Annotated in this window: 15 protein-coding genes; 12 read left to right on the top strand and 3 right to left on the bottom strand. The window is 56.8% G+C overall.

Annotated features, from left to right (window positions below):
• Nucleotides 1–78: 78 nt before the first annotated feature.
• Nucleotides 79–267 carry a hypothetical protein gene (locus tag AC19YY_RS09875; RefSeq protein WP_169952186.1) on the bottom strand — a complete coding sequence of 63 codons (189 nt, stop codon included), beginning with the start codon at nt 265–267 and terminating at the stop codon, nt 79–81.
• 382 nt (nt 268–649) lie between these two features.
• Here AC19YY_RS09875 and azu point away from each other — a divergent pair, with 382 nt between their 5' ends.
• Nucleotides 650–1,096, top strand: coding sequence for an azurin (azu, locus tag AC19YY_RS09870; protein WP_500604125.1), 447 nt, complete (start codon nt 650–652; stop codon nt 1,094–1,096).
• A 133-nt stretch (nt 1,097–1,229) separates the two neighbouring features.
• On the opposite strand, the gene nadE is transcribed toward azu, so the two are convergent.
• On the bottom strand, nt 1,230–2,057 hold the full coding sequence (gene nadE / locus AC19YY_RS09865) for an NAD(+) synthase (protein WP_169952181.1): 828 nt from the start codon (nt 2,055–2,057) through the stop codon (nt 1,230–1,232).
• A gap of 3 nt (nt 2,058–2,060) precedes the next feature.
• The gene (pncB, locus tag AC19YY_RS09860) at nt 2,061–3,275 is read right to left on the bottom strand and encodes a nicotinate phosphoribosyltransferase (protein ID WP_169952179.1); all 1,215 of its coding nucleotides are present in this window, start codon (nt 3,273–3,275) and stop codon (nt 2,061–2,063) included.
• A 388-nt stretch (nt 3,276–3,663) separates the two neighbouring features.
• On the opposite strand from pncB, the gene AC19YY_RS09855 reads away from it, so the two are divergent.
• From AC19YY_RS09855 to AC19YY_RS09805, 11 genes are all read left to right on the top strand, one after another.
• On the top strand, nt 3,664–6,048 hold the full coding sequence (locus AC19YY_RS09855; protein WP_500604124.1) for a type VI secretion system Vgr family protein: 2,385 nt from the start codon (nt 3,664–3,666) through the stop codon (nt 6,046–6,048).
• A 10-nt stretch (nt 6,049–6,058) separates the two neighbouring features.
• Nucleotides 6,059–6,814 carry a toxin Tle1 chaperone Tla1 gene (tla1, locus tag AC19YY_RS09850; RefSeq protein WP_169899448.1) on the top strand — a complete coding sequence of 252 codons (756 nt, stop codon included), beginning with the start codon at nt 6,059–6,061 and terminating at the stop codon, nt 6,812–6,814.
• Nucleotides 6,811–7,305, top strand: coding sequence for a YceK/YidQ family lipoprotein (locus AC19YY_RS09845; protein WP_500604123.1), 495 nt, complete (start codon nt 6,811–6,813; stop codon nt 7,303–7,305). Before tla1 ends, AC19YY_RS09845 begins: the two co-directional genes overlap by 4 nt.
• A 72-nt stretch (nt 7,306–7,377) precedes the next feature.
• Nucleotides 7,378–7,899 (top strand): Tli1a family immunity protein, encoded by a 522-nt coding sequence (tli1a, locus tag AC19YY_RS09840; protein ID WP_262376983.1) that lies wholly within the window; start codon nt 7,378–7,380, stop codon nt 7,897–7,899.
• 179 nt (nt 7,900–8,078) lie between these two features.
• The gene (gene tli1a / locus AC19YY_RS09835; RefSeq protein ID WP_463671615.1) at nt 8,079–8,591 is read left to right on the top strand and encodes a Tli1a family immunity protein; all 513 of its coding nucleotides are present in this window, start codon (nt 8,079–8,081) and stop codon (nt 8,589–8,591) included.
• Nucleotides 8,592–8,761: 170 nt separating this feature from the next.
• Nucleotides 8,762–9,283, top strand: coding sequence for a Tli1a family immunity protein (tli1a, locus tag AC19YY_RS09830; RefSeq protein WP_500604203.1), 522 nt, complete (start codon nt 8,762–8,764; stop codon nt 9,281–9,283).
• Between the two features lie 179 nt (nt 9,284–9,462).
• Nucleotides 9,463–9,975 carry a Tli1a family immunity protein gene (tli1a, locus tag AC19YY_RS09825; protein ID WP_500604202.1) on the top strand — a complete coding sequence of 171 codons (513 nt, stop codon included), beginning with the start codon at nt 9,463–9,465 and terminating at the stop codon, nt 9,973–9,975.
• Nucleotides 9,963–12,308 (top strand): T6SS phospholipase effector Tle1-like catalytic domain-containing protein, encoded by a 2,346-nt coding sequence (locus tag AC19YY_RS09820; protein WP_500604122.1) that lies wholly within the window; start codon nt 9,963–9,965, stop codon nt 12,306–12,308. Before tli1a (AC19YY_RS09825) ends, AC19YY_RS09820 begins: the two co-directional genes overlap by 13 nt.
• Nucleotides 12,305–12,568, top strand: coding sequence for a PAAR domain-containing protein (locus AC19YY_RS09815; RefSeq protein WP_170042475.1), 264 nt, complete (start codon nt 12,305–12,307; stop codon nt 12,566–12,568). The genes AC19YY_RS09820 and AC19YY_RS09815 overlap by 4 nt, the downstream gene beginning before the upstream one ends.
• Nucleotides 12,565–13,692: a KPHS_23130 family T6SS system protein gene (locus AC19YY_RS09810; protein ID WP_500604121.1), complete on the top strand. Its 1,128-nt coding sequence runs from the start codon at nt 12,565–12,567 to the stop codon at nt 13,690–13,692. Before AC19YY_RS09815 ends, AC19YY_RS09810 begins: the two co-directional genes overlap by 4 nt.
• On the top strand, nt 13,679–17,056 hold the full coding sequence (locus AC19YY_RS09805; protein ID WP_500604120.1) for an ImcF-related family protein: 3,378 nt from the start codon (nt 13,679–13,681) through the stop codon (nt 17,054–17,056). Before AC19YY_RS09810 ends, AC19YY_RS09805 begins: the two co-directional genes overlap by 14 nt.
• The last annotated feature ends 28 nt before the right edge of the window (nt 17,057–17,084 follow it).

The raw sequence follows: 17,084 nt of genomic DNA, 5'->3' as shown, positions 1-17,084 counted from the left end.
CCGGCTTGCCGGCGACAGTGGTCTACCGGGCGCCGCCATCGCCGGCAAGCCAACTCCTACATAAGCCTGTGTGGTTAGTCAGGCCTCGGGTGCCTGGTCTTTCGGTGTTTGGGTATCGTCAGCAGCCACTTCACCCTCGGCATCCGGGTTCAGTGCGCCTGCTTCTTCGTCGGCCGCAGCTTTCTTGCGTTGCAGCTTTTCCTCTTTCTTCTGTTCCTTGGCCAAGTCTCTCTGACGTTTGGCGAAGGAGTAATTAGGTTTTGCCATGGGCGATCCTCTGGGGTCGAAGGTGAGGTTGAGCGGCGGGTATTCTGCCTTTAAACGTGCCCCAAGGGTTAATCGGGTTTCAGAATCGCCTCTCCAGGTTAAACGTTAGTCGACATTAACCGTTTCGTAAGTACCGCTGGCGCCACAGGCATAAGCGGCAAGCAGGCTGCATAACAGGCTATTGAGGTGCATGGCTCGGACTCCAGGAAACAAAGATGAGCCGATCATAGGCCCCGTGCGGCACTTTGGCTGGTTGATTCTGTCGATCAGTCTGATAGCCTAAAGTTGTATACAATTTGTTGATTCAGATCATTGGAACATCTGCCTGCCTCAGGCACCCTTGTCGCATATGCGTTTTCTAAACCCTGCCTTGGAGATTCACATGTTTGCCAAAATCGTTGCTGTTTCCCTGCTGACTCTGGCTAGCGGCCAGTTGCTTGCTGCAGAGTGCAAGGTCACTGTCGACTCCACCGACCAAATGTCCTTTGACACCAAGGCCATTGAAATCGACAAGAGCTGCAAGACGTTCACCGTTGAGCTCAAGCACTCCGGTAACCTGCCAAAGAACGTCATGGGCCATAACTGGGTGCTGACCACTGAGGCGGATATGCAGCCGGTTGCAACCGAAGGCATGGCCGCCGGTATCGACAACAACTACCTGAAAAAAGACGACGCCCGCATCATCGCCCACACCAAGATCATCGGCGCTGGCGAGACTGATTCGGTGACTTTCGACGTGTCCAAGCTCAAGGCTGACGGCAATTACATGTTCTTCTGCTCGTTCCCAGGCCACATCTCGATGATGAAAGGCACTGTGACCCTGAAGTAAGGCTCAAGACCGCGTTATCGTTCATCGCAGGCAAGCCAGCTCCCACATTTTGATTTGTGAATACATTCAAATGTGGGAGCGGGCTTGCCCGCGATAGCGGCCTGACAATCAATACACAACCCCCCGCCTCACCTCAAGGCGCAAACGGCATCACCCGCTTGTGCTCAGTCTTGCGATAGGTCTCGCAGATAATCCTGAACGCTTCCTCACGCACCGGCTGGCCGTGCAGGAACGCATCGATCTCGGTATAGGTCACGCCATGGGACGCTTCATCCGGCTTGCCCGGTGACAGGTCTTCCAGGTCGGCCGTCGGGATTTTCTCCACCAGCGACTCCGGCGCACCAAAGTGCCGCGCAATCGCGCGTACCTGGTTTTTCACCAGCCCGCTCAACGGTGCCAGGTCGCACGCGCCATCACCGAACTTGGTGAAAAACCCCATCACCGCTTCCGCCGCATGGTCGGTGCCGATCACCAGGCCGCTCGCTGCGCCGGCGATAGTGTATTGCGCCACCATGCGCATCCGCGCCTTGGTATTGCCCAGCACAAAGTCACGAGACACCGCAGCCTTGCCTTCGAAGGCCGCTACTTCGTTGGCCAGGGCCTTGACCGCCGGGCCGATATTGACCGTGTGGCGTTCGTCGGGGTTGATAAAGTCCACGCTGGCCTGGGCATCGTGCTCGTCGAACTGGGTCTCGTAAGGCAGGCGCACCGCGATAAAGCGGTAAGCCTCATCACCTTTGAGCGCGCGCAGCTCTTTCATCGCCCGCTGGGCCAGCAGGCCTGCGGTCAGGGAGTCGACACCGCCGCTGATGCCCAGTACCAGGGTCTTGAGCCCCGAGTTGAGCAGGCAGTCCTGGATAAAGGTAATCCGCCGGGCCACTTCCGCTTCAAGGGCGGCGTGGTCCTGGAACGGTGGTTGGACCTTGAGCTGTTGGGCAATCTCACGCTGTACGGCTTGCATGATTCACTCCTCGCTAGAGATGGCAGGTACTTTGAAAACGTGGCGCAAATAGGCGACGAAGTTCGGATCCGTGCAGTGGGTCTTGCCCGCTTCATCGGAGATCTTCGCCACGGGCTGGCCATTGCAGGCGGTCATTTTAAGCACGATGCTCATCGGTTCCACACCTGGAATGTCACAGGTCAGGTTGGTGCCGATGCCAAAGCTGACATTGATCCGCCCGCGCAGCGCACGGAAAATCTCCAGGGCCTTGGGCAGCGTCAGGCTGTCGGAGAACACCAGGGTCTTGCTCATCGGCTCGATGCCCAGCTTGTGGTAATGGGCGATGGCTTTTTCGGCCCACTGCACCGGGTCGCCGGAGTCATGGCGCAGGCCGTCGAACAGCTTGGCGAAGTACAGATCGAAATCGCTGAGGAAGGCATCGGTGGTGATGCAGTCGGTCAGGGCGATACCCAGCAGGCCACGGTACTCGCGGACCCAGCAATCGAGGGCGGCGATCTGGCTGTCGATCAGGCGCGGGCCCAGTTGCTGGTGGGCCATGATCCATTCATGGGCCATGGTGCCCAGGGGCTTCATGTCCAGCTCGCGGGCCAGGTGCACGTTGCTGGTGCCGACGAAGCGGCCGGGGAAGTCGTGCTTGAGCACATTCACCACTTCCTCCTGCACGCGGTAGGAAAAGCGCCGGCGGGTACCGAAGTCCGCGACCTGCAACTCGGCCAGCTCATCGCTGCTGGCGTTGGCGGTCAGCCAGTCGAACTTGCGATACAACTGCTCTCGGGCCTGCTCCAGGATGATGGTCTGGTAGCGATAACGGTTGCGTACTTCGCTGACGATGGCCAGCAACGGCACTTCAAACAGAATCACATGCAGCCAGGGGCCACGCAGGCGGATAAACAACTCGCCGTTCTCGATGCCGGTCTGCACGTAGCGCAGGTTGAAGCGAAACAAGCCAAGGAAGCGCAGGAAGTCCGGCTTCATAAAGCTGATGCGTTCCAGGAAGCCCAACTGATCCGGGCTCAGGCTCAACTCGGCGAGGCGCTCGATCTGGTAGCGGATTTCTGCCAGGTAGGGGCGCAGGTCCTCGCTGTTACGGCAACGGAACTCCCATTCAACTTCCACATTGGGGTAGTTGTGCAGCACCGCCTGCATCATGGTCAGCTTGTAGAAGTCGGTGTCGAGCAGGTTCTGCACGATGCGATCGGCAAACACACTCTCGCTCATGGCGGGAATCTCCAAACGGGGCGGCGATGGCGCCGACCTTGTACGCGCAATTAAAGGAAGGGTGCTAGTGGCGCATAGATTTGTGCCGTTTTGCCAGCAGTTTTTTTGCTAGGGCCACCCAGGCCGATATTGGCCACTGTGAACCTCAATGACGTCGTGCCGATCCCGGTGCTCATGGTGAGAAAAAGGAATCGAGAAGTTCCCTTCTGGGAAAGACGAATGCTCCGACATTACTGGGTGATAAGGAGCCTTTACCCTCCTGGCTCTTTGTGAAGAGGCTTACCCAGGGACTGACATGAATGATATCCAGCACTGTATCAGCAGGTTCGAACCACACGTTTCAGCGAAGGGGCGACCCGGTGTCTTGTGTGCTGAATAGGGAGCGCCAATGAATTCGACTCCCTTTTTCGACCACAGCCGACACACCCTGAGGGTGCGCAACGTTGAGCCCCGCCTTGATGTCTTGAATTTCACCGGCGAAGAGCGGCTTAGCCTGCCCTTTGTCTATCGTGTTGAGTTCACCTGTATCGAGCGTGATCTTACTGCCGGTGCCATGATTGGGCAGAGTGCCAGTTTCAGCATGAATGGTGCGCCGCAAAATGTGCAGAGGCGCGGTTTCACCCCACTGGCGGTTAAACCACTGCGCACACTTCATGGCGTGGTCACCGGATTCAAGCGCCTGTCCGGCTCGCTGGACGAAGCCCGCTACGAAGTCATCCTGGAACCGCGTCTGGCGTTGCTGGGACGGGGCCAACAATTTCGTATCTATCAACACCAATCAGTACCGGACATTGTCGAAAGTATCCTGCGCAGCCGCCACGATTTTGAAGGCCAGGACTTTCTCTTCAGCCTGGTGCGCGAATACCCCAAGCGCGAACAGGTCATGCAATACGGCGAAAGCGACCTGGCCTTTATCTCGCGTCTGCTGGCCGACGTGGGCATCTGGTACCGCCTCACCCGCGACGAACGCCTGAACATCGACGTGGTGGAATTTCACGATGATCAGCGTCACTACCAGTTCGACGTCGAGCTGCCTTACCGTCCGCAGTCCGGCACCAGCAGCAGCGGGCAAGACGGCGTGTGGGCCTTGCAATCGAGCCATCAGGTGGTGGAGCAGCACGTCAACATCCGCGCCTACTACCACCGTGTCGCCAATGCCCAACTCAACGGCGACGTCGACCAAAGCCGTGGCGCGAGTACCACCTACGGCGAGGCCTATCACTACGCTGAACCCTACACCGGCCTCGGCGATCCTCATGCCCAGGACGAAGACCTGCAAAGCGAAAGCGGTTTTTTCTACGCGCGCCTGCGTCACGAACGCTACCTCAACGACCAGACTCATCTCAGCGGCACCAGCAGCAGCGCCACCCTGGCACCCGGCCAAGTCCTGAAAATCTCCGGCGGCGCCCCGCAAGCCTTTGGTCCCGGTGCGGTGATTACCCACCTGACCACCCGTGCTGCTCGTGATCGCAGTTTTGAGGTCAACTTTGAGGCGATTCCTTACTCGGAAACTGTGTGCTTCCGCCCCCCGCTGCAAAAAAAGCCACAAATCGCCGGCACCGTCCCGGCCCGCGTCACCAGCCCGCAGGAGCACGACCCGTACGGCCATATCGATATCGAAGGTCGATACAAAGTTAACTTCCTCTTCGACCGCGACAGCTGGAAACCCGGCGAAGAAAGCCTGTGGTTACGCCTGGCCCGCCCGTACGCCGGCGACACCCACGGCCTGCACCTGCTGCTGATCCCCGGCACCGAAGTGGCCATCGCCTTCGAACAAGGCGACCCAGACCGGCCCTACATTGCCCACGCGCTGCACGACAGCCAGCACGTTGACCACGTGACCTTGCGCAACTACAAACGCAACGTGCTGCGTACGCCGGCGAATAACAAACTGCGTATGGATGACACGCGGGGGCAGGAGCACGTCAAGCTCAGTACTGAGCACAGTGGTAAGAGTCAACTCAACTTGGGGCATTTGGTGGATGCCGAGCGCAAAAAACGTGGCGAAGGGTTTGAACTGCGTACTGACGGTTGGGGCGCAATTCGTGGCGGGAAAGGGGTGTTTATCAGTGCTGATGAACAGGCCCAGGCCACCGGTGACGTACTGGCCATGGAACCTGCTTCCAGTCAGGTCCAGGGCGCGAAACAGCAAATTGCCGACTGGCAGGAGATCGCTCAGGCGCACCATAGCCGCCAGCCCGCCATCGACGGCTTGCAACAGTTTCAGGACAGCGCCAAAGACCTGAACGCCTCGGCCATCCTGCTCAGCGCCCCCAAGGGCATCGGTGCAGTGACCCCTGCCAGCTTGCTGCTCAAAAGCGGCGACGCGCTGTACGTGCAAAGCAACGACGAGATCAACCTGGCCGCCGCCCAGCGATTGTCTGCCCATGCCAATCAAGGCATCTCCCTGCTGGCCCAGCAGGAAGGCATGCGCCTGGTGTCCGGCAAGGGGCCGCTGGAAATTGAGTCCCACGGCGACGTGTTGAATCTGATTGCCCAGCAAGACATCACCATGCAGTCGGTACAAGGCCACCTGCAATTGACCGCCAAAAATGGCATCACCCTGGCTTGCGGCGGCGGTTACATCCGCATCACCCCAGCCGGGGCTATCGACATCCACACCCCTGGCAAGCTCAACCTTAAGGGCCAACACGTCTGGGAAACCACGACCAGCCAGAGTTTTCCGATGCCTGAGTTGCCGCAGTCGGTGTGTAAAGAGTGCCTTGAAAGGGCTCGAAAAAATGCCATCGGTTTACTGAAACGCGAAGGTTGATCGAAGGGGAATGCAGATGACAACACCTACTCAATGGCAAGAGCAGATCGAACAGGTATGTGCCAGCGTCGGCATCCAACAGGTTGATCTACTGCTCGACCAATCCGCTTGGAACAACTGCGCAGTACCTGCGCTGAAGATGTTGAGGCCAGAAGTTCCGTGGTTCTCACTGTTCAGCGGTACGCCCGAAGAAAACCTGCTGGATCAGGCCCCTCTGTTGATGCGTCTGGATCTGGCGCATTGGCAACATAAAGCCTGGTTGGAGGAGTTGATGACTCACTGCGCCGCCGATGCCCGGCTGGTGGTGGTGATCTCTCCATTACCCTTCGAGGCATTGAGCCACGCCCTGCAAGCCCTGTCGCAAATGCAGTGGGGTGGGCAGGCAGGCTTGTTGCGTTATTACGACCCGCGAATTTTTCCCTTGCTGATGTCGTCGATCCTGACCACTGACCAGCGTGGCGAATATCTGCAAACGGCCTGCTATTGGGGCTGGTTGGATCGGGATGATCAGTCGCAATGGTTGCAAGGTAATTGCCAGGCACATCAGGGCAGTATCGAAGTTAGCCCGTTCCTGGAGCTCAGCGATCAGCAATGCGATTTGATCGGTTGTATTGGAGATGCACAGCAATTGCTGGATGGTGGGAATTTTGATGGCTTGGAAGAGAGTCGGGAGCTGGTTTTCGCCTCTTTATATGCATTAGTCGTACAGGCCAGCCAGGAAAACTACTTTGGTGATTTGACAGAATACGTGAGGCTAAAACTGTGAGCTTCAAACAAGCAGCATTGTATGGTCAGCTTGTTCGGAATACAGAAAATTCGTTCAGGCAAGAGTTCGGTGTGCTGAAGCGATTGGTTTTGATCGCGTTGTTTTGCCTAGTAGCCATTATTGCCGGCTGCGGAACATTAGTTGAGCGAGGCGAGTCATCGAAAGTCTACAGTGGCTCAGGTCACTACTATACAGGTGTTCAATATGACTGGAGATTACTTTCGTTGGAAGGCCGCGGTGGCTACGACTACGTACCTATGTTTTGTTATCTAAGCATAGTGTGCCCTTTTGCCACTCTGCTCAGTATGCCCGTAGATTTCGTGGTCGATACAGTGATGTTGTATAGCGATCATCAAAAAAAGATAGTCGAAGAACGAAAATTCAGTGCGTATCTTAGAGATAAATACTGCCTCGCGGAGGGCGGGCCGGATGAAGTGGCACTCAAAAATTTGGGCCTTGATATGGGCTTCTGTTTTGGTGCGCGCAATTAGTAGTTCTGAAGTGACTGTTTGGTTACGTGCGCGACATTTTTAGTTTGGCTGTGATCATGGAAGTTTAAGGCTATGAAATTAATGATGAGAAAATCGCTGATGCAAGGATTGTGTGGCTTGCTGGCCTTAATGTTATTCGGATGTTCCTCTGCGGATAACGAAATGGCGGGCGGGAATATACAGGCCGTCAACCATACCTTGAGTGCAATCAATTGGTTATCGGTCAATGGTTATAGAGCTGACGGAGGGGGCGGGCGATCTTGCTGCATTATCATGCCGATTAAATGGCGTCCTGGTTTGAAAGCTAATATCGAATGGGAAGTCGATCCTGATCCTTTTGCTTACTCAAAATGGCCGTCGTTAGGAACTGATGGCTATCGAGCTGCGCAAGCTAAACATAAAGCCAATTATCAGCACCACAGGGCCACAGTGGATATTCCGGAGTGGCCGGAAACTAAAAGATGTGGTCTGACTGTGCATTTTTTGGTCTGCAATAAGATAAAACTCACGAGTTCGTGCTGGGCACCTAGTTCACCCAATTATCCCATTAAAGACCCTATGGGAATGAAGGAGCCAGCCGTATGCCCGAAGTGAAAAATAACTCAGTGGCTAAAGCTTGGGCCCCTCCCAGGTTTCCTGTCAGTGGTCGTTTGCCTTCCGAGACGTCGGTGGTGACCGCCAATTACAAAAACAAACCTTGGAGTGACTATTTAGTTACGTGCGCAACATTTTTAGTTTGGTTGTGGTCAGGGAGGTTTAAGGCTATGAAATTAATGATGAGAAAATCGCTGATGCAAGGATTGTGTGGCTTGCTGGCCTTAATGCTATTCGGATGTTCCTCTGCGGATAACGAAATGGCGGGCGGGAATCTACAGGCCGTCAACCATACTTTGAGTGCAATCAATTGGTTTTCGGTCAATGGTTACAGGGCCCATGGAGGAGGCGGGAGTTCGTGCTGCATCATCATGCCGACTAAGTGGCGGCCTGGTTTGAAGGCTAATGTCGAGTGGGAAGTCGACCCTGACCCTTTTGCAAAAATAAAGAAAAAAACTACAGGTTATGGCTTTGACGAGAAGGCATGGGCTGAACATGAAGCGAAGTTTCAGCGCCACAGCGCCACAGTGGATATACCAGAGTGGCCAGGTACAGAGTCTTGTGATCTTAAAGTGCATTTTTTAGTCTGTAATCAGGTCAAAGTCACCACTTCTTGCTGGGGCTACGGCTCGCCGAACAACCCGATTAAAGAGCCTAAGCAAATGAAGGAGCCCGCTGTATGTCCGAAATGAAAAACAATTCCATAGCTAAAGCTTGGGCTCCTCCGGTTTTTCCTGTCAGTGGTCGTTTGCCTTCCGAGACGTCGGTGGTGACCGCCAATTACAAAAACAAACCTTGGAGTGACTATTTATTTACGTGCGCAACATTTTTAGTTTGGTTGTGGTCAGGGAGGTTTAAGGCTATGAAATTAATGATGAGAAAATTTCTGATGCAAGGGTTGTGTGGCTTGTTGGCCTTAATGCTATTCGGATGTTCCTCTGCGGATAACGAAATGGCGGCCGGAAATATACAGGCCGTCAATCATACCTTGAGTGCAATCAATTGGTTTTCGGTCAATGGTTACAGGGCCCATGGAGGAGGCGGGAGTTCGTGCTGCATCATCATGCCGACTAAGTGGCGACCTGGTTTGAAGGCTAATGTCGAGTGGGAAGTCGACCCTGACCCTTTTGCTTACTCAAAATGGCCGCCGTTAGGAACTGATGGCTATCGAGCCGCACAAGCTAAACATAAAGCCAATTATCAGCACCATAGAGTCACAGTGGAAATTCCGGAGTGGCCAGGTACAGAGTCTTGTGATCTTAAGGTGCATTTTTTAGTCTGTAATCAGATCAAAGTCACAACTTCTTGCTGGGGCTACGGCTCGCCGAACAACCCGATTAAAGAGCCTAAGCAAATGAAGGAGCCCGCTGTATGTCCGAAGTGAAAAGCAACTCCATAGCTAAAGCTTGGGCTCCTCCGGTTTTTCCTGTCAGTGGTCGTTTGCCTTCCGAGACGTCGGTGGTGACCGCCAATTACAAAAACAAACCTTGGAGTGACTATTTAGTTACGTGCGCAACATTTTTAGTTTGGTTGTGGTCAGGGAGGTTTAAGGCTATGAAATTAATGATGAGAAAATCGCTGATGCAAGGATTGTGTGGCTTGCTGGCCTTAATGCTATTCGGATGTTCCTCGGCGGATAACGAAATGGCGGGCGGAAATATACAGGCCGTCAACCATACCTTGAGTGCAATCAATTGGTTTTCGGTCAATGGTTACAGGGCCCATGGAGGCGGCGGGAGTTCGTGCTGCATCATCATGCCGACTAAGTGGCGACCTGGTTTGAAGGCTAATGTCGAGTGGGAAGTCGACCCTGACCCTTTTGCAAAAATAAAGAAAAAAACTACAGGTTATGGCTTTGACGAGAAGGCATGGGCTGAACATGAGGCGAAGTTTCAGCGTCACAGCGCCACAGTGGATATTCCGGAGTGGCTGGGAACTAAAAGATGTGGTCTGACTGTGCATTTTTTAGTCTGTAATCAGGTCAAAGTCACCACTTCTTGCTGGGGCTACGGCTCGCCGAACAACCCGATTAAAGAGCCTAAGCAAATGAAGGAGCCCGCTGTATGTCCGAAATGAAAAACAATTCCATAGCTAAAGCTTGGGCTCCTCCGGTTTTTCCTGTCAGTGGTCGTTTGCCGACGAAAACTACAGTGGTGACCGCCAATTACAACAAGCAAACCTCCGAAGAGAATATTTTCCGTCAGGGGATCAATTCCAGAGGGCAGAAGCGGCATTCCGACTGCTGTCATAGTCTGCATATCAGTCTATTTTTAGATGGCACCAACAATAACGACAGTAACGATACCAAGAGTAACCACCCCAGTAATATCGCCAAACTCTATCATGCGTCGATTCAAGACGATGATGCCAAGAGCAAAGGCTATTTTTCTTATTACATGCCGGGTGTCGGTACTCCGTTTCCCGAAATTGGTGAGCTGGATTACAGCGAAGGTGGGCTGAAATATGCCACTGGGGGTGAGGATCGCATCAACTGGGCGTTGGTGCAGGTAGCCAGTGCCCTGTCATTTGCACTGACCAAAAGCGGAATTGATGACGCTGTTGCTAAAACTAAGGTCGAGGCCATGAGTACCTTGAAGGCGCCGCTGATGAGTGCCCTCGGCCAAGGTAACCGGCGGCGGACGATGAACGAGTTATTGGCCCCCTTGCAGGCCAAAACGGAATTGGCCAAGCCTCGCGTGCTGGGGGTCAAACTGTTTGTGTACGGCTTCTCCCGAGGAGCAGCCGAGGCCCGTACTTTTGTCACCTGGCTGAGCCAGTTGTTCGACACCCCTGAGGGCGGCGAACAACCTGTTCAAGAACTGGCGGGCTTACCCGTGAGCGTCGAATTTCTCGGTGTGCTGGACACCGTGGCCTCGGTGGGCATCGCCCATGCGGCCCCGTTTTTCGCTGGGCACATGGATTGGGCCGATGACACCCAGTTATTGCCGGATGCACAGCGCTTCCCGAAGCTGGTCAAGTGTTGCCGACATTTTGTCGCCGGCTTTGAGCAGCGCTCATGCTTCCCGCTAGATTCGATCCGGAACGAGAACGGCCAGTATCCGGCCAACACCTATGAGGTGGTGTACCCCGGTGTGCACTCCGATGTTGGCGGCGGCTACCCCGAAAATGACCAGGGCAAGGCTCGTGGTGGCACTAATGAATTGATGTCACAGATCGTCCTGCACGACCTGTATGCGGCAGCTTTTGCAGCGGGTGCACCGTTGCAGGTGCCTGAGGAGGTGTTGCCGAAAACGCTGCTTACTCAGAAGTTATGGCGTGTCATGAGTCCTATGACGGATAGAGAGTTTGGACTGAGCGATGAGTTAGTCGAACGCTTCAACGCCTGGCGGAGCAAAACCCTACAGGTTATCGAAACCGAGGAGTCCATTAATGGCCTTGCCTGGGAGTACAAACCACCTAGGCTGAGCACCACCGTAGAAGACACTTTGGCTGATCAATTGGGCTGGATCACCGGCTGGCGCATTGGCCGTTATGTTAATGACCTCAAGGATGATAACGACAGCTACAAACGCCAGCCGTATTTCACTCAGGCCAAAGAAGTCACGGCTTACATTGCGAGTGAAGAGCGCAAGGACTATGAAAAGGAAGTGGCAGGCCTGCCGCGTAAACGACTGGAAAACCCTAATCTGCCGGGCCCGCGGATCTACGAACCGACAATCGACCAGACCCAGCTCAGCCAGGCCGCCGCGGAATTCAAGAGTGATTACCTGGACACCAAGCGTGAACAGACTAATTGGAAAGGCACCGTTCTTGATGTGGTGCTGCGCGATGCGATTTACCTGCTCAACCAAAATGATGAGAGCAAAGACCACGCAACCCTCAGGGCCGAGGGCAAGCGGCGCAGTGAGCAACTGTTCCGTGACACTCAAGGCACGCCTAGCGCGGATCCGGACATGGCCCTGTTGGTGTCGTTGTTCGATGACCAGATACACGACTCTCGTGCCTGGTTCATGCACGATGCGTTGACAACACGGGAGATGTGGGCAGGTTACTTCTTTTATCGCATGACCTATTTTGGCAACGACAACAGCCGCGATCTGTCCCCGGTGGTTGTGGCCGGTCGCATAGTGGGCGTGGCGATGATTGCCGGGGCCACGGTGTATGGCATTAAGCGTGGTGGGGCACTGGGTGGACTTGGCGGCCTGGCGGGGGGCATAGGTGCGGCGACCATTGGTTATCAGGTAATCGATAAAGCCACTGGCTTGGCGATGCCGTTCCTGCCGGGCGCCGAGAAACTCCTGCAACCGACCCGCCATATCGGCCAGGTGGTGGCCGAACAGAAGCGCCAGATCTCGCTGGATGACTATATGCAGCGTATCGAGCAGACCAGTGCGATGTTGCGCAAGACGGGCAGCTTGGTCGAGCAGGTGAAGGCGGTGGTCTCATGATGCCTCTGGTACGGCTGGGCGACCCATTGCACCCCTTCGGCGGTGAGGTGTTATCGGGACACTACGAAGCCTTCGGCAAACCAGTGGCCTGTGTAGACGATCAAGTCCGCTGCAATTTGCATGGCATGACGCACATTATTGAAGGTACCTCGATTTCTACCATGGACGGCAAACCTGTGGCGCTGGATGGCCATCGTTGCGCGTGCGGTTGCCAGTTGGTCAGCACCTTGGCGGCAACTTTTATGAGTGTCGCGCCATGAATGGCCCCCCTGAATACCCTGGCTCTATCGAACCGGACGCACCACGCTGGGGACGCTGGTGGCTGGGGTTAGTGCTGCTGTGGGGGACGCAGTCGGCAGTCTTGCTGTTGGTGTGGCCCCAGGAGCAACCGCGCCTGGAGCTGTGGCTGTGGAGTGCAGTGCTGCCGCTGTGCTGGGCGTTGGTGCTGGCGGTGCGTGTGGTGGTGTGGCAGATCGAACTGTTCAATCGCACGGTGTATCTACGTACGCTGGAGACCGCCATACAGCGTTGGTGGCAATGGCGCTCTCTCGGGCTACCGGTGCAGGACGTGTTGTTACTGGGACCTGCGGGTGATGTGCAAACCGATTACCGCAACTTGATGAAAGACGTCCCGCTGTCGAAGCCTTTGGCGACACCCGGCGCCACGCATCTCATGTTGCGTTGTCCGTTGTCGATGAGTGCTCTCACCGAGCGTGCCCCGGCCCTGGCCCGGCATTTGGCTCGCTTGACCCTGGCGCTCCCAGGGCTGGTCGAGGGCTGGTCGCAACTGCGGGCGATTGCATGGGTAGGAGATGAGAGCAGCCAGGCTGCTTTCGTTGAGGCGCTGGCCCGGGCGGGCGTGGTGTTGCCCAAGGCCCGTTTGTCATTACAGAACCTGACTGATTTGGATGACCTGATTGATACCTTCCACCGCGATTGCTGTGGCGAGAACGATTGGCTGTTGTGCGCCGGTGTGGTGTCGGTGGAGAGCGCAGACGAGGGTGAGCTGACAGGTGAAGCCGGCTTCCTCTGGCGGGCAAGCCGACAGGGCCGGCAGTTGTTGCATCGCGGTGAATACCTGGCGAGCGAGTCTCCTGTCGAACTCTGTACACAGATGCAGCGTTACGCCGGGCTGCAATCTCCTCCGACCACCTGCCTGGCACTGGATAAAACCAGCCAGGCAGCGTTTGTAGAGGGCGGTTGGTCAGCGGTGGGGCATCAACTGGCCGGGCAATGGGGCGTGCTGGCGCACCTTGCGCCATTTATCGGGATGTCCCTGGCATTGCTGCAGGCGGGAGAGGCGGGTCAGCCCTGTGGTTGGCTGAGCCAGGATGGAAACAAACGATTGGCGATTGGAGTGGCGGTGCCTCATGGCAACAGTTAAAGACGTAGGTAAGGGCTCTTTGGTGCGCGTGGGGTTGGGCTATCTACTGATCATGACGCTGCTGGTGCTGCTCGGTGGCCTGTTGTATGGCTTGTGTGGCGGCTATCTGGGCTGGCCGAAAATTCCGATCAAGCACTTACTGCTGTGGGGCCTGGGGCTGTGGTTCGCGCTCTGCTGGTTCTGCCCGGTCATTTTGCTGGCATGGGATCGTCTGGCGCTTCGCCAGGCACGGCGGGTTGTGGGGGCGGACGCTGAGACGCCGAACTTGCGATTGAACCCGGAACCGACATCGCCAGACGCGGCAAAGGTAGGAGAGCTGCGCGAGCACCTGCGCGAATGCTACGGCTTCTTCTGGCGCCGTAAAGTCCGCCTCCTATTGGTCCTCGGCGAACCCGCGCAAGTCGAAGCCATAGCCCCGACCCTGGCCGATAAACGCTGGCTGGAAGGCCAAGGCACCGTGCTCTTGTGGGGCGGTAGTGCCCAGTCGACGCGGGACCAATCATTCCCTACACAATGGGCTGGCCTCAGCCGCTGGCGCGCACTGGACGGCGTGGTCTGGGCGCTGAACAACACCCAGGCCGCCGATGATGCCGCAATCGCGGCGGGCATTCATCAGTTGCAGCGCCTGGCCCGCAGCCTGAGCTGGCAGTTGCCGTTGCACCTGTGGCATGTCTGCGACAGCGCATGGTCTCAGGCTACTCGCAAGGCACGCCCGGTCGGTTGCCTGTTGCCTGCACGTTTAACGGCGGCGGCGTTGGAAACCTCTCTGTCTCGGTTGCTGGAGCCATTGCGCCGCGAGGGCCTGGCGCAGATGAATGGTGAGATGAGCCATGACTTCCTGCTACGCCTGTCGCGGGACTTACAGGGCGAGGGAATTGCCCGTTGGCGTCACACGCTGGCCCCTCTGGCCGGTGAGTTTGCCCGTGGCGTGCCGTTACGCGGGTTGTGGTTCAGCCTGCCGGTGCAGCGTACTCAGCGCGATGCTCAACATGTTTGGCCGGCCGCGCCGGTGTGGCACGGCGTGCTGGACGATAAAGCCAGTGGCCGTCGGCTGGGCTGGAGTGTTCCGCGTGTCGCCTATGTATTGATGCTGGGACTGGCGACGCTGTGGGGCGCCGGTCTGTTGCTGTCGTTTGTCAGCAACCGGATGCAGATTGCCCAGGTGCAGGCCTCGTTGGCGACCTTGGAGCAGCCGGGCAACGGCGATGCGCAACTGACTGCGCTCAATGACCTGGTGCGCGAACTCTCCCGCCTGGATTATCGCGCCGAACACGGTGTGCCCTGGTATCAGCGTTTCGGTCTGAACCAGAACCCGGATTTGTTCGAGGTGGTGTGGCCGCGTTATGTCGAAGTCAACAACCGTTTGATGCGTGACCCGGCGGCGGCCAATTTGCAGCGCCAGCTCAACGCCTTGATCAGCCTGCCACCGGGCAGCGAGCAACGGGCCGAGCGGGCTCAGAGTGCCTACGAGCAATTGAAGGCGTATCTGATGCTGGCACGCCCGCAAAAAGCCAATGCGGTCTTTCTGACCAAAGCCTTGAGCAACGCCGAGCCGTCGCGTGTTGGCGTATCGCCGGGGCTGTGGCAAGGTCTGTCGCCAACGCTGTGGCAGTTCTATGGCGAGCATCTGGCGGCGCATCCTGAATGGGCCATCAAGGCTGACCCGACGCTGGTAGCACTGACCCGGCAAGTGCTGCTCGGCCAGTTGGGCCAGCGTAATGCCGAGACCAGCCTGTACCAGCAAGTCCTCGACCTGGCTGCTAACCAATACCCTGACATGGGTGTGCAAAACATGGTCGGTGAGACCGACGTCCTGGCGCTGTTCTACACCGAAGCCAGCGTGCCGGGCGTGTTCACCCGTCAAGCGTGGGAAGGCCAGGTGCGCCAGGCCATCGACGACATCGCCGAGGCGCGCCGCGAAGAAATCGACTGGGTGCTCAGCGACAAGCAGGCCGACATCGCCGCCGAATTGACGCCGGAGGTACTCAAGGAGCGTCTCATCGAGCGCTACTTTTTGGACTACGCCAATGCCTGGCTGGATTTTCTCAACACCTTGCGCTGGCATCAGGCTGACAGCCTGCCCGATGTGATCGACCAGTTAACCCTGATGACCGATGTGCGCCAGTCGCCGTTGATTGCACTGATGAACACCCTGGCCTATCAGGGCCAAGCCGGGACGCGTACGCAGGCATTGGCCGACTCGCTGATCAAGTCCGCACAAAAGCTGATCGACCAGGACAAGGTGCCGGTGATCGACCAGCAAACTCAGACGCCACGTAGCCCGCTGGATGCCACCTTCGGTCCGCTGCTGATGTTGCTGGGCAAAGCGGAGGGCAAGGCTGATAACGACCGGTTGAGCCTGCAAGCGTTTCTCACTCGGGTCACGCGGGTACGTTTGAAATTGCAGCAAGTGAGCAATGCGCCCGACCCGCAGGAAATGACCCAGGCCTTGGCGCAGACCGTATTTCAGGGCAAAAGCGTCGACCTGACAGATACCCAGTCTTACGGCAGCCTGATTGCCTCCAGCCTGGGCGCGGAGTGGGGTGGCGTCGGCCAGACGCTGTTCGTGCAGCCGCTGCAGCAAGCCTGGCAACGGGTGCTGCAACCGTCAGCGGCAGGGCTCAACAATCAATGGCAACGGGCGGTGGTCACCGACTGGCAAGGCGCCTTCGCCGGTCGTTACCCTTTTGCAAACACCGCCAGCGACTCCTCGTTGCCGATGCTGGGGCAGATGATCCGCGCCGACTCCGGGCGCATCGAGCAGTTTTTGCAACGCCAACTGCGCGGCGTATTGCGCAAGGAAGGCAGTCGTTGGGTGGCCGATCCGCGTCACAGCCAGGGGTTGCGTTTCAACCCGCAGTTCCTGGCGGCGATCAACCAGCTCAGTCATTTGGCGGATGTGATCTACACCGATGGCGGCATGGGCTTGAGTTTCGATCTACAAGGCAAACCGGTGCGTGATGTAGTGCAAACCACCTTCGTGCTCAATGGCGAACAGCACCAGTATTTCAACCAGCGCGAAATCTGGCAGCGCTTCAACTGGCCGGGCCGCAGCGACCACCCGGGGGCCAGCCTGAGCTGGACCAGCATTCATACCGGCGAGCGTCTGTTCGGCGACTTCCAGGGCACTTGGGGCCTGATCCGCCTGCTGGAAAAAGCCCAAATCACGCATCTGGACGATGGTGACAGCCACTATCGTATGGTGCTGAAGGCCCCAGACGGCGCAAGCCTGACCTGGAACCTGCGCACGGAACTAGGCGCAGGGCCGTTGGCCTTGCTGCAATTGCGTGACTTCACCTTGCCGCAGCAGATATTTCTGAGTGAGGGCGCTGTAGAGGTGCCCTATGCGCAGATTGATCGGTAGTGGTTTTGGAGAGCGGGGCTTGCTGCGG

The organism is Pseudomonas sp. MF09156 (assembly GCF_059862305.1).
This window is presented reverse-complemented; position numbering and strand designations above follow the sequence as displayed.